This window comes from Desulfosoma sp. (assembly GCF_052743555.1).
Map to the genome: position 1 here is coordinate 61,806 of NZ_JBRAHS010000015.1, position 13,173 is coordinate 74,978.

The following is a 13,173-nucleotide window of genomic DNA, read 5'->3' on the forward strand; positions in this document are numbered from 1 at the left end:
ATGGCCGGTTTGAACGCCGCTCTGGAAATCGGCAAGAACGCCCTTTTCAACGCGCAGGTGCAGATTCAGACCACGTCCCATAACGTGGCCAACGCCGAAAACCCTGGCTATGCGCGCCAAAAAGCGCCCACCGTGACTCAGGGAGCCATTCCGGGGCGCGCCGGGTGGATCGGAATGGGAGCGCGATTGAATCGCATCGTGCAACAAAGAGATCTTTTCCTGGAAGGGCGATACTTGAGCGCGTCCTCCCAGAGCGCCTATTACGAGACCCTGGAGCGTACGGCGCGAGCCGTAGAGACTTATTTTTCCGATGACGGCGAAATTGGCCTCAACGGGGCGCTCAACGACTTCTGGAACGCCTGGAACGCTCTGGCGCAAAACCCCGAAGGCGCTGCCGAAAAGGCTCTGGTTCTGGAGTGCGGGGAAAACCTCTGCAGCAGCCTGCACCAAAAAGCCTCCCAACTTCAGCAAAGCCAGGCAGGCATCGTAACGGAGCTCCAGAACACTTTGAGCGCCGTCAACGGGCTGCTTCAAAAAATTCGGGATTTGAACCAACAGATTCAAAGGTCGGAAACCCCCGCCTTTATGGCCAACGACCTCAGAGACCAGCGGTTTCAAGCCTTGCAGGAACTTTCCACGTACCTGCATTTCAACACGGAGGAAGCTTCCGGCGGCATGGTGAACCTTTTTCTCGAAGACGGGACTCCTCTGGTCCTTTTTCAGGACTACGCGGCGGAACTCACATGGACAGGGACCACCGCATCTTTTGTCATTGAAATTCGCGATACGTCCAAGGTGGTCGCTCAATTTGACGGTCCCACGAATATGGTCAAAGACAGCTTACAGGGGTCGAGCGGGGCCCTGGTTGCGGCCATGGGTCATGTGGACTCCTGGGGTGACGCTCTGGATCAGTTCGCCGGCGCCCTCGTCACAGGCTTTCAAGAAATCTACGACGACATTTTTAATCCGCCCGCATCCTATTTCTTTGATCCTCACTTCACCACGGCAGCCACCATTCGCCTCTCCACCAACCCCTTGCCATCCCCATCCAATGCTTTGGCTCGGGCCGCTCTGTCGCTGCAAACGCAAGGCCTCTCAGAACTCGATGGCTTGAGCCTCTCCCAGCATCTAGCCCAGATCAGCCAGGACGTGGGACTGACCGTGACAACGGCCTCATCCTTACACCTTGTGCACGATGCCATGGCCCAGCAACTGGACGCCCAAAGGCAAAGCGTCTCGGGCATTTCCCTGGACGAAGAAATGGTGGAACTCATTAAACAGCAACAGCTTTACCAAGCGGCCGCAAAAATCGTTCAACAAACCGCCCAAATGATGCAAACGGCCATTCAGATGGTCTGATGAAAGGCAAAGACCATGCGTGTAACCCTACCCTTGATGTACGGCTTAACCACTCGAGACATCCTGTCGAAACAGGATAAGATCAGCCGCCTCGGCCGAGACATCGCCAGTGGCGTGCGCCTTCACAACCCTCATGACGACCCGGCGGCCTGGGCTCGGTCCTTGGATCTGCAGCAGACACTGCAGCGCATGGAACGCTACCAAAACAATCTGGAGTTTGCGGCCGACATGCTCTCTGCGGCCGACAGCGGTCTGAACCACAGCCATGATCTTTTGATCCGAACCACAGAAATCGGCATGGCCGCCAACACCCTCAATTCGCCGGAAGAAAAAAAGGCTTACGTGGAAGAAGTGGATCAGATTCTTCAAGAGCTGGCGCAAACCGTTTCGACCACCGTGAACGGCCAAAGCATCTTTGCGGGAAAGCCTGTCTGGAACGATGCTGATAAGAAGTGGGAATGGGAATCGGCCAGGCCTTCAGCAGATCCCCTGCAGGTCACGCTTGAGGACGGAACACAGAAAGTGACGGTGACCTGCGATCTTTCCTCCACGATTCCCGATGCCATGAACGCCCTGGAAGCCTTAAAAAGGCACATCGACAACGGGGATTCCTCGGGCATCAGCACGGCCCTGCAGAGTCTGAACGAGGCCATGGAACAGCTTCGAAGCTTTTCTTCTACGGTGGGAACGCGCCTGACGAGCATCCAGCGGCGCCAAGACGCTTTGGCCGCTCTTACCGCGCACCGGCAAGAAGGTCTCTCGGAACTTCGGGACACGGATCTTCTCGAGGCCGTCAGCTCCCTTCAGACCAACCAGACCGCCCTGGAAGCGGCGCTCAAGTCCTTCCTTGTGCTCAAAGACCTGAGCCTGGTGCGTTACCTCTAACCCATGCGCCCCCATGCCCTGGAAACAAAGCGCAGAAAAAACCCTCGAATCCCTTTCTTAAGGATTCGAGGGCTTCCGCGCCAACCTCGAACGCATGTCAATGTGCTGACAATTTCTTCAGCCTAAAAGTCGTCAAACGTATGACACCCTCCGGTATTGTTTCAGATGATTTCGTCGAGCATGCGAGCGGCGATCTTTTGAGTATCCACGGTGTAGGAGCCTTCGTGAATCTGTCGGCGCAGGGTTTCCACTTTTTCGACCCGCACGTCGTCGCGCTCCATGGCGACTTTGTTTCGAGCCATTTCCCGGGCTTTCTGAGAAACCGCCACGCGGTCTTCGATGGCTTCGGCTTCTACGTTCTTTGGTTGGGCAATAGCCTGAGCTTCCGGTCGTAGCGCGCGGTTTTCCAGCGCCTGGTTCCTTTGGGCCATGTAGCTGGCAACTTTTTTGACATCCATTGCTCAATTTCTCCTGTGGTTAAGGCGAAGATTCCTCGGCCGGTGGGCCGGACCTATTCCGACGATGGAAAACGGTTGGCAATTTCTTCATAGCCTTGTTTTTCCAGGACCTGGTTGGTCACACGATCACGAATGAGGCGCCGTCTCGCTTCTTCCGAAATGGTCACCTTTTCCTCCGGCACCCCCTCCGTCCTTTCGCCGCCGCCAAAGACAGCAGCGAGCCGAGACTTCTGCAACTGGCGGGTATAGGTCCGAAGTACGCTCTGCACGTGATAATCGGTGATCACCATGACCTGTTTTCTCCTTCATCTACTTTATCGGAAGGTTTTTTCCAAAGCTTGAGAAAAATTGCCGCCGCGGGCTTCACAGCAACCAACACCTTGCCGGGTGCCCTTGCCTGACGGAATCTGGCATGGGCTGTGCACTCTCCCCGGCTGAGATGTCTCAAAGACGGCCATGTTCCCGCAAGAACCTGAGGAGGTTGGCATTGAACCATGCCGCGCGGTGTCGTGCACGCTAAGCCCACGGTTTACTGTCCCAAGTGCGCCTACTTCGCCATGACGTGGGATCCCCGCACCCCTTACGCCTGTCGCGCCTGGGGTATTCGAACGCGGGAGCACCCAAGTCTGGCCGTGTGCGCCTCATCGGGATACCCCTGTCAGCTTTTTCGCGAAAAACCAAGCGCCGGTACCCTTTCTCGAGGGAGGGCCTGAAGCTTTGCCACGCGAGGATGGAGAAGACCATGCCCGGTTTAACTGGTTCTGAAGGCAACGGTTCCGCCCAGCAGCGCCTTGAAGCCTTACGGGAACAGCTTCAGCGCATTCAAAGCCAGAAAAAGGATCTCATGAAGGATATCGTGGATCTCCAGCAACAAAACCATCAAATGTCGGAGGTTTTTAAACGCACTGTGCTCCACTTTGTGTCTATGCTGAAGCCTCTGGTGGATCCGAAAGCCGCGGAAGCTCTTGACGCCCTCAAGGAACGGCTGGTTCCTGACCCCGACTGGCCCTCCCTGGAACGGGACATTCAACAGATTAAAACGTGGTCGCTGCGCGAGGCGTGCGATGCCGCTCCGTCCGGGAATGGCGGACAAGCCCACTATCCGGTAAACGATGCCGCGCCTCCTCAACCTTCCCTTACTGACTTTCTCACGGCGCACCGCCTGGTCTTGGACGCCCTGCGCAGTGACTTTGGGGACACGTACCGGGAAAAGTGGGAGACCGTTTCCAGTCTGTTGGACGGATGTCAATCCTTTACAGATCTCCTGACAAGCAGCCGGCAATTGGCGGATCTCGCGAGACATTTTCATGAATCCTTTATGATGGAAAGGTCCAGCGTGGCTAGGTTCTTTTCCGAAATCGGACAGGACCTGGAGGAAATGGAAAGCATGCTGCTCGTCACGGTGCGCCACAGCCGGGAAGCCAGAGAAGCCAGCGAAGCGTTTACGACCACTCTGGACGTGCAGATGCAGGAAATGAGGGATTCGGTCACATTAACGCGAACGCTGGAAGAACTCAAAAGCGTGGTCGAATCCAGGCTGGCGGCCATTAAAAGGTTTCTCAAGGAAAAGCGCCAACAAGACGAAGCACGGCATCGTGAAGCGGGGCAAAACACAGAGGCCTTGCAACAAGCCCTCAAGAAGATGAAACATGAAGTTTCCACCATGCAGGAGCGAACACGCATTCTCGAAGAACAAGTTGTTCGGGATCCTCTGACGGGTATTCATAATCGAAGGGCCTTTGACGCGCGCCTTGAGGAGGAATTCCACCGGTTTCAGCGCTACGGCCAGGTCTTTTCCCTGCTCGTGATCGATGTGGATCGATTCAAACAGGTCAATGACGTCTTCGGGCATACCACCGGAGACCAGTGCCTTAAGGAGATCACACAACGAATGGCCACTGCCTTGAGAAAATCGGATTTTCTGGCCCGGTACGGCGGTGAGGAATTTGTCGTTCTTCTCCCGGGCGTTCCTAAGGAGAGGGCTCTCAATGTGGCCGAAAAATTGAGGCTTTGTGTGGAAAAGACTCGGTTTTTGTATCAAGGGGAACGGATCCCCTTGACCATCAGCGTGGGGGTGGCCCAACCGCAGCCGAATGAAGGCTCACCCCAACATCTCTTCAAACGCGCCGATGACGCCTTGTACGCCGCCAAAAAGCAAGGGCGAAACCGCGTGCTCATGGCCGAAGATGATACGGCTTAAAAAGCGCTGCGACAGTGGCACGCGCGACCCGGTAGCCCGCTGGAACGCGCCAGGGGAAGGCCTTCCCAAGCGCGCCCAAAAGAGACCGTGCGAGAAAGGTGTTCGAGGGCGCTATGCCGGCGTTGAGGATTTTCGCGCCCACGGAGTGACGGGCTCCTCAAAGTATGACCGAAAATGGCTTTTCGAGGCCGTTTTCGTTCCATTCTGTAGGAGCGCCGCATAGCGCGATGAGAAATCGCGGCCTGCGCCGTTCCTACTGAAGGTATTTTCGGACAGGCTTCTAAAAACCGAATTCCGCCAACAGGGCATCCACGTCGCTCTGGGAGTGAAGCGCATCTTGCACGGCTTCATGGGCCGGCCCATAGAGTTCTTCTTTGGCCTTCTTTGTTTTTTCCACCTTCACGCCGAACTTGGCGATGAGCTGCACGAGTTTGGCTTCCAAGTCCTCCAGAAGGGCCATGATCTTCATGATGATTTGGCCTGTCAGGTCTTGATAGTCTTGAGCGGTTAAGATGCGGATCAAATCCGCATGACTCTTCCGGGTCGACTCCAACAGTTCCTGCACCAGGTTCACCGCTTCGTCCAATTTCTTTTGAGCGTTTTCGCCCAGAGGATGCAGCCCTGTGAGCATCTCGTGGATGGTTGCCAGTCGCTCCTGATCTTTTTCGTTTCTTTTTTGCAAAGATTCCACGTGATCCAGGGTGGTGTTGGCCGCCGATTCCGTGAGTCTGATGATGTGCTCCAGCCTGTTGCCCGAATCGGGAATTTTTTCCTCCACCATTTCCCGAAGGGAAGGATCCATGGCGTGCACAACGTCCCGAAGCGAATTGTGAAGCGCCCGCGCAATGCCTCCGATTTCCTTGTACAGGCCGTGATGTCGGTTTTCCGAGAGGGTCGCTAGAATTTTTTCCGCCCCTTGGAAATCGCTGTCGGAAAGGGCCTGCATGAAGTCCTTGATGGCTTTCAGCACGCTTTCCGTGGCGTCGTCTTGTTCGGCCAGCATGAGGCGCAGATCTTCGAGCTTGCCCGTGGGATTGAGCAGCCCTTTCAGGCGGGTAAGGACTTCCGGCGCCAAGACGATCTCGATACGGGCTACAGCCGTCCCACTCTCATTGGATTCCACGGTGACGGCGCCCTGTAGGCGTCGGCAAAAATCTTGGATAACGTCCAAACCTTGATCCAATTCCAGTGCCGTCTGTGACCTTTCTCCAGGGGGTGCTCCCACAATCTGGTCAATAATCACCGCTTCGTCCGTCTCCGCCTCCTCGTCCGCCGCCCCGGCCGCGGAACACTCCTCCTGTGCCTTGGAAGGCGCTCTCCTTTCCTTCACAATGGACAGGACCTCTTCAGGTTCAATGTCCCCGGCTTCAGCGTTGGAAGCCCGTCGCACCTGTTCCACCAGAGCATTGACGGCAAACTGAAAGACCGCCGTCGCTTCCGCGCTCTCCCCACCCTTGCCGCGAACCCTTTGTTCCAAATGCGCCTCCAGGGCTCCTCCGGCCTCGGCCAATCCCTCCATGCCCAACATAGCCGCCGTGCTGCTGAGCGTCTTCAGGGCGTCGGCACATCGATCCCACAGCAGTTCAGATTCTGTGGTTGCCGTCAGGGCCTTTTCCACATCTTCCACGAGCCGTAATAAGTCACGCCACTCTTCTTTGCCGATCATCATGTCCATACTGTCCACCTTCTTCGTAGGCGCTGACAATTCCTTTCACATCCAGGATCAGGGCCACCTTGCCGTCCCCAAGGATGGCCCCGCCGGAAAGCCCTCGCACATGCCGCAGTCCCGCCCCAAGACTCTTGATGACCACCTCTTGACGTCCGATAATTTCGTCAGCCAGCAGGCAATAGGACTTTTGGTCCTCATTCACGACAAGAATCAAGGCCTCCCAAGGGTTTCGGAATTTGGGTTCGACGCCCAGCATGTCGTGGAGACGGATCAGCGGCATGAGCTGGTTGCGCACCTTGATCATTTCCCCTGATCCATGCACCGTAAGGTACGATTCCCGAGACGCCCTCAAGGATTCGCGCAAAGCGACCGTGGGGACCACGTAACGTTCCGGCCCCACGCAGATCACCATGCCGTCGATAATGGCCATGGTGAGGGGCAGTTTCAGCTCAAACCGTGTGCCCTGGCCCGCCACACTGCTCACTTCCAGTTTGCCACGCAGGTCTTCGACCCTGCGGCGCACCACGTCCATGCCCACGCCTCGGCCGGAGACATCGGTGACCTCATCTTTGGTGGAAAAACCCGGATGAAAGATCAAGTCGAACAGGGCTCGCTCTTCCAGGTTGTCTTCCGGGCTGATCAGGCCCCGTTCCACGGCTTTGGCCCGAATCTTGGCAGCGTTCAATCCTCGACCGTCATCGCGCAGTTCAATGATGATATTGCCGCCCTTTTGCTCGGCGCTCAGGAAAATGGTTCCGCAGGGATCTTTGCCCACGGCTTTTCTTTCTTCCGGGGTTTCCAAACCGTGGTCGACGGCGTTACGGATCATGTGCACCAAGGGTTCGTAGATCTCCTCCACCATGTTGCGATCGATTTCCGTATCTTCCCCGCGCATTTCCAATCGCACTTCTTTGCCGGACTTCTTGGACAGATCCCGCACCAAGCGAATCAGCTTCTGAAAGGTGCTTTTAATGGGCACCATGCGCAGGGACATGGAAATGCGCTGAAGTTCCGCCGTGATGCGCCGCAGTTGCACGGAATCCTTTTGAAGCTTTTGATTCTTGATGGCCTGCACCTCGGGGTTTTGCAGCACCATGGATTGGGAAATGACCAGTTCGCCCACCATGTCCACCAAGTTGTCCAATTTGGCCGTGTCCACGCGAACCGAAGCGGTGCTTTCTTTGAAACGGCGCTGTTCTCGAAGGGCCCCGGCCACGTCTTGAGGGCTCAAGGTGCCTTCGTCCACCAGCACCTCACCGATTTTCATGCCCCTTTCTTTGGCGGTTTCCGCGGCCTTTTGGACCACCTCGGGTTCCACGAGCCCTTTTTCGACGAGAATCTTCCCCACCTTGGGAGGTTCCGTCGACCGAGGCCTCGCAAGAGGTTGTTGGGGGTCAAAATTTTTTAAGGTTTTGAGAAAGCTCGCCACGAGCCCCGAAGACAGGGACGCCTCGGCGCACCCCAGAGCCGATTCCAGTTCCTTGAGCAGCACCTTGAGAATGTCCACGGCGCGGAGCACCACATCGATGACGGCATCGGTGACATCAATGGCTCCCGAGCGCGCTTCGTCCAAAAGGTTTTCCACTTCATGGCTCAACTGATGGATGGCGGTGAGATTGAGAAAGCCGGCCACGCCCTTGATGCTGTGAAAAGGGCGAAAAACCGCATTGATGGCTTCCTTGTCACTCGGGTCGGATTCCAAGGACATGATGTTCAGCTCGATGGAAGCCAAATGCTCTTTGGCTTCCTCGATAAAATCCTTGATCAGCTCCGCGTCCTCCAGCGCCACGTGTTCTTTTTCCAGATTGCCCGCGTCTTCATCGTCGCCCACAACCGCAGGCGCCAGAGCACATGCCGAGACCGTCGTCTCCATCGCCTCCCCGGCTTGGGTGCTTCCGCTCGAGAAGCTTTGGCCGTTTCCCGAAAAATTCCTCAGGGTTACCTGAATCTTCTTCCAATCCGCCTGGGGATCCGCCGACTCTTCGAGGATAATACCTCGAAAGAGCCGTTTAACCACCTCGAGGTCCTGTTTCCAAACCTGCGGCGTGTCCTCATGGCTCTCAATGGATTCAATCACTTTGAGGCATTCCCCAATACCCATCAAGTCATCCGGTCCCGCCACAACGCCGTCCGAGAGGCGTCGCACCAAGGTCTCAAGGGTTTCCGAAGACACACGTTCCACGGTCATCGTCGGTACCTCGATCATTTTTGAGGAAGAATCTTTTCCAATTTTTCCGCTAAGACCGCTGCCGTGAACGGTTTGACAATATAGTTACTGACTTTGGCTTTCACGGCTTCCACCACGTTTTCTTTCTGCGCCTCCGCTGTCACCATGAGAAAAGGCAGGTCTTTGGTCTTTTCGTTGGCACGCACCCATTTGAGCAATTCCAGTCCGGTCATCTTGGGCATATTCCAGTCGGAGACGATGAGGTCGATGTCTTGGGATTCGAGAATCTTCACCGCCGCCGCACCATTTTCCGCTTCCACGATGTCCTTGAAATCCAGTTCTCTGAGAATGTTTTTGACGATGCGACGCATGGTGGCGAAATCATCCACAACTAAAACCTTCATGTCCTTATAGGCCACGGTACGACTCCTTTGTCTCACGAATGAACACAACTTTTTTGCGCTTCCTCAGCACGGCACGCCTCCCAAGGGTCATCTCAGATACCCCCCATGAGAGATATGCGCGTTATCCACCTCGAAGGAACCGCGTCTTCGCAGTCCTTGGCATTTGGAGAAACCGGCTCCCGCCCGTTGGCACATTCCCGGACGGCTGGCAGGTCGTCCCTTCGAACCCCTGCGTGCAAAAATCTTCCATACGAACCCATACTCTCCTCCAGCATTCCCGCACAACCTCAATAAAGCAGCGTACGCCCCGGTGCCTTATCCCCCTTTGCACCGCTCCTACAGCCTCAAGGCGCAAAGACGCGCCTAAGCCATTGTCGGGCGGGCTCCTATGCGGTTGTCCGAGGATGCCGATTTTGGGCCAACGTCGCCTTGCAACTCATTGAAATTGCTAGGGCGCCAATTGTCAAAATTGAGTTTTTGGACAAGCTCCTATGCGGTGTCCCAAAACTCCTTTGGGCCATTGGGTATTCAGCAATTTGGGCTCATGACGAAGCCCGCAGACTGGCCAAAATGTGCTTTCTCGATCAGGCTTCTAGGAAACTGCCTTTTCCGCCGATGATCCCTTTTCTTCCAAAGCCCTAAGGATGGCAGCGGGAATGGCCTCCAAGGGCACCACCGTTTCCGCAGCTCCCAGTTTTATCGCTTCCTTAGGCATGCCAAAGACAACGCAGGTGGATTCGTCCTGAGCAATGGTGCGCGCGCCGCTTTGGCGCATCTCCAAAAGACCTTTGGCCCCGTCACGGCCCATACCCGTCATGATCACACCTACGGCATTGGCCCCGGCATAGCGGGCCACGGAATGAAAAAGCACATCCACGGACGGCCTCTGATGACAGACCAAAGGCCCGTCTTTCACTTCGACATAGTAGCGCGCCCCGCTCCTTTTGAGCACCATATGTTCGTTGCCCGGGGCAATGAGCGCCAAGCCCGGTCGCACAGAGTCTCCGTTTTGCGCTTCTTTGACCTGAATGGCACAGCACCCGTCCAGTCTCTTGGCAAACGCGGTGGTAAACTTGGGCGGCATGTGCTGCACAATGACGATGCCGGGGCTGTTGGGCGGCATTTCCATGAGCACGGCTTTCAAGGCTTCGGTGCCACCCGTGGACGCCCCCATGGCAATGACCTTGTGCGTGGTCTGCGAAAGCGCCATGGGAACGGGACGAACGGGGCCCGCAGGCACCGGCTGAGATTCCTGACGACGCCTGGCCACATAACTGCGGGCTCTGGCCGCCGCACGGATCTTTTCCACCAATTGAACACTCATATCCCCCACAGAATACGACCCTCCGGGCTTGGCCAAGACCTCCACGGCCCCGATCTCTAAAGCCTCCAGGGCCATTTCGCTGTTCTTGGGGGTCAAAGAACTGACGATGATGGTCGGCGTCGGATGGTACTTCATGAGCTTTCGCAAGAAGGTCAGGCCGTCCATACGCGGCATTTCCACATCCAACGTGATGACATCGGGGCTGAGCCGGGCGATCTTGTCTCGGGCCACATAGGGGTCCGGAGCCGTGCCCACGACTTCGATGTCCGCATATTTACCCAGCTCCTGGGTGAAAATTTTTCGAACAATGGCCGAATCGTCAACGATCAGGACGCGTATCGGTTCCATAAGGCCCCCTCATCCTTGAACACAGGCAGCTTGGCCCACAAAGGATCCCGAGGAGGCCATGTTCAGAACGTCGCCGTTTTGGGTCGCTCGGCCTAGTTTCTTCTCAGCAAAGGGAAGGCCGAGCCGCCAGTTTTCCGGGCCGAGAAGCACCATGCAAGTGCCGGCCACCATGTTGGCCAATTCCTGCATGGCGTCTCGAACCTGATCATCGTCCAGCTTTTCAGAATCCATCCCCAACATGTTGGCCGCCAATTCCCGTGCAAAACCCTCCACAAAACTGAGGCGCAGTCGCCAACAAGCTCCTTCGGGAACTGGATGCACATCAATGCACGCCTCCCACCCCTCCATGGCCTCCCCTGAAACCTCGGCCTGAAAACCCACGTCCGTAAAGTACATGGTTTCCAAAACCTCAGAAATCGCAGCTTTCATCACTTTCCGCCAGTTCCCATTCATCGCTCACTCCCAAAAGTCTCAGCACCAAGGATCGAAACTCTTCCGGCTGAAACGGCTTGGAAAGATAGCCGCGAGCCCCCAACGCCATGGCCTCTTTCAGCCGCTTTTCACTGCGCTCCGTTGTCACCAGCACCACAGGAACGTCCCGCAGGTCGGCAAGGGTTCCAAGGTGCCGCAGAAACTCGATTCCGTCCATCACCGGCATATGAATGTCGCTTAAAATGAGATCCACCCAGTGATTTTGCAACCGGTCCAAAGCTTCCTGACCATTGCCGGCCTCAATGATTTCCCCGAGGTCCAAGCCACTGATCTTGAGCACTTTTTTGATCACGTGTCGCATGGACTTGGAATCGTCGACGATCATGACGTTGTAAGCCATTGCTGTCCTTCCCTCACACCTTACAGTTCAAATTCTCCGAGCCCCGAAACCTTGAGAAACACGCGGCCTGTGGCCATTTCCAAGCGCACGGTTCGATTCACTTTGCCCCCCACGTGTTCGGCGGCGATCAGGACATTGTTTTTCCAAAAGATTTTGCGGAGCATCATGTAGTTGCGCTTCCCGATGTTAAAGACCCCGTCCTCGTCCAGAATCTGGGCTCCCCCCACCACCTTGACGATCAAGCTCTTCTTCTTTGCGCCATACTTGTAGGTTTCCTTGAAAAGCAAAGGAATCCCTGAATCTGCAAACATAGCCGGTTTGGTCTGAGCCTTGACGGGATCGGTGCTGGATTCGGGAAGCATGTAATGGAGCATGCCGCCCACGCCCACTTTGGGGTCATAGAGCACCACCGCAATACACGATCCCAAGGAATAGGTGATGATCACATCGTTTGGATCACGACTTACAGCCAAATCCGCTACACCGACAATCACACGGTTCATGGGCTCACTCTCAGCGCTTGCAACGTTCTTTGTTCCCGGTCATTTAAAACTTCTTGTAGACGGCTGGTTTGATGTATTTGAGCGGGTGGTGCAATCCTGTCAGGCTCTCAGAATGCCCGACGAATAAATAGCCTCCATGATGCAAATAAGCAGACAGCTTTTGGATAAGACTCTCTTGTGTCTTCTTATCAAAGTAAATCATGACATTGCGGCAAAAGATCACATCAAAGGGTCCGGAAAAGGGAAAGGACTCCATAAGGTTCAGTCTTCGAAAGACAATGTATTTTCTCAGTTCGTTACGTACCCGATACGTCTTCGGTGAGGCTCCATTCCGAATGGGTTCAAAAAAACGCTGCCGCAAAGGGACTGGCACGTTGACCAACTTGGATGGCTCATACACGCCCGTTACGGCGCTCTGCAGCACGCGGGTGGAAATATCTGTGGCTAGGAGCCGAAAATCCCAACGGGTGGGAACATCCAAGAACGCCACAACGGTCATAGCGATACTGTAAGGCTCCTCTCCCGTGGAACAGCCGGCGCTCCAGATGCGAATCCGACGGGTGCCGTCTCTTCGGTTTCTTTCCAGAATTTCCGGCAGAGCTTCCTTTTCAAGAAATTCAAAATGCTTGGGTTCGCGGAAGAAGAAGGTGAGGTTGGTGGAGACGGCGTCGAAGAATTTCACGTACTCCTCGCGGCCGGCTTCCGAGAGGATGAAATCCAGGTATTCTCGAGGGTTGTCGATGCCCGTAGCCCGCAGCCTTTTCGCAAGCCTGGCCTCCAGAAGCGACTTTTTCCCATCATGCAGATTGATCCCCGCCTCCTGATACACCAGGGCGCTGAATTTCTGGAAGAGGCTATCCGTCAGTCGCTGCATGGGTCAGTCCCCTTCCCATAATGGTGCCATGACGTTCGCTCCCCCAAATCGGCAATGCTATACGTATAAGGCAGCTCCTCGCCCATGCATTTTCCTTTGACTGGGACAAGACAAACCACCAAGGAAGGCATCGCGCTGAGCCACGCTCTT

General features: G+C 55.6%; 14 protein-coding genes. 4 read left to right on the forward strand and 10 right to left on the reverse strand.

Features of this window, described 5'->3' with window-relative positions; translation table 11 throughout:
* Both flgK and ACUVSA_RS10895 read left to right on the forward strand, forming a co-directional pair.
* A complete protein-coding gene (flgK, locus tag ACUVSA_RS10890; RefSeq protein ID WP_445894829.1) occupies nucleotides 1-1,359 on the forward strand; it encodes a flagellar hook-associated protein FlgK in 1,359 nt (452 codons plus the stop codon).
* 15 nt (nucleotides 1,360-1,374) lie between these two features.
* A complete protein-coding gene (locus ACUVSA_RS10895; RefSeq protein WP_445894830.1) occupies nucleotides 1,375-2,244 on the forward strand; it encodes a flagellin N-terminal helical domain-containing protein in 870 nt (289 codons plus the stop codon).
* Nucleotides 2,245-2,405: 161 nt separating this feature from the next.
* Here the strand turns inward: ACUVSA_RS10895 and flgM are convergent, their stop codons facing one another.
* Nucleotides 2,406-2,702 (reverse strand): flagellar biosynthesis anti-sigma factor FlgM, encoded by a 297-nt coding sequence (gene flgM / locus ACUVSA_RS10900; RefSeq protein ID WP_445894831.1) that lies wholly within the window; start codon nucleotides 2,700-2,702, stop codon nucleotides 2,406-2,408.
* Nucleotides 2,703-2,755: 53 nt separating this feature from the next.
* Entirely contained in the window at nucleotides 2,756-2,992 is a 237-nt protein-coding gene (locus tag ACUVSA_RS10905) for a DVU0524 family FlgM-associated protein (protein WP_445893018.1), read from the reverse strand.
* Nucleotides 2,993-3,196: 204 nt separating this feature from the next.
* Here ACUVSA_RS10905 and ACUVSA_RS10910 point away from each other — a divergent pair, with 204 nt between their 5' ends.
* Complete coding sequence (locus tag ACUVSA_RS10910) at nucleotides 3,197-3,415, forward strand: uracil-DNA glycosylase (protein ID WP_445894832.1); 219 nt, start codon at nucleotides 3,197-3,199, stop codon at nucleotides 3,413-3,415.
* Between the two features lie 29 nt (nucleotides 3,416-3,444).
* On the forward strand, nucleotides 3,445-4,902 hold the full coding sequence (locus tag ACUVSA_RS10915; RefSeq protein ID WP_445894833.1) for a diguanylate cyclase: 1,458 nt from the start codon (nucleotides 3,445-3,447) through the stop codon (nucleotides 4,900-4,902).
* Nucleotides 4,903-5,182: 280 nt separating this feature from the next.
* Here the strand turns inward: ACUVSA_RS10915 and ACUVSA_RS10920 are convergent, their stop codons facing one another.
* The 8 genes from ACUVSA_RS10920 to ACUVSA_RS10955 all read right to left on the reverse strand — a co-directional run bounded on the left by ACUVSA_RS10920 (nucleotide 5,183) and on the right by ACUVSA_RS10955 (nucleotide 13,023).
* Complete coding sequence (locus tag ACUVSA_RS10920) at nucleotides 5,183-6,571, reverse strand: protein phosphatase CheZ (protein WP_445894834.1); 1,389 nt, start codon at nucleotides 6,569-6,571, stop codon at nucleotides 5,183-5,185.
* Nucleotides 6,543-8,777 (reverse strand): chemotaxis protein CheA, encoded by a 2,235-nt coding sequence (locus ACUVSA_RS10925; protein ID WP_445894835.1) that lies wholly within the window; start codon nucleotides 8,775-8,777, stop codon nucleotides 6,543-6,545. Before ACUVSA_RS10925 ends, ACUVSA_RS10920 begins: the two co-directional genes overlap by 29 nt.
* Entirely contained in the window at nucleotides 8,774-9,142 is a 369-nt protein-coding gene (locus ACUVSA_RS10930) for a response regulator (protein ID WP_445894858.1), read from the reverse strand. Before ACUVSA_RS10930 ends, ACUVSA_RS10925 begins: the two co-directional genes overlap by 4 nt.
* 592 nt (nucleotides 9,143-9,734) lie before the next feature.
* A complete protein-coding gene (locus tag ACUVSA_RS10935; RefSeq protein ID WP_445894836.1) occupies nucleotides 9,735-10,814 on the reverse strand; it encodes a protein-glutamate methylesterase/protein-glutamine glutaminase in 1,080 nt (359 codons plus the stop codon).
* Between the two features lie 9 nt (nucleotides 10,815-10,823).
* Entirely contained in the window at nucleotides 10,824-11,243 is a 420-nt protein-coding gene (locus ACUVSA_RS10940) for a chemotaxis protein CheX (RefSeq protein ID WP_445894837.1), read from the reverse strand.
* Nucleotides 11,224-11,646, reverse strand: a complete 423-nt coding sequence (locus ACUVSA_RS10945) for a response regulator (RefSeq protein ID WP_445894838.1) — start codon at nucleotides 11,644-11,646, stop codon at nucleotides 11,224-11,226. The genes ACUVSA_RS10940 and ACUVSA_RS10945 overlap by 20 nt, the downstream gene beginning before the upstream one ends.
* Nucleotides 11,647-11,666: 20 nt before the next feature.
* A complete protein-coding gene (locus ACUVSA_RS10950) occupies nucleotides 11,667-12,149 on the reverse strand; it encodes a chemotaxis protein CheD (RefSeq protein WP_445894839.1) in 483 nt (160 codons plus the stop codon).
* A 43-nt stretch (nucleotides 12,150-12,192) separates the two neighbouring features.
* Nucleotides 12,193-13,023, reverse strand: coding sequence for a CheR family methyltransferase (locus ACUVSA_RS10955; protein ID WP_445894840.1), 831 nt, complete (start codon nucleotides 13,021-13,023; stop codon nucleotides 12,193-12,195).
* Nucleotides 13,024-13,173 lie beyond the last annotated feature (150 nt).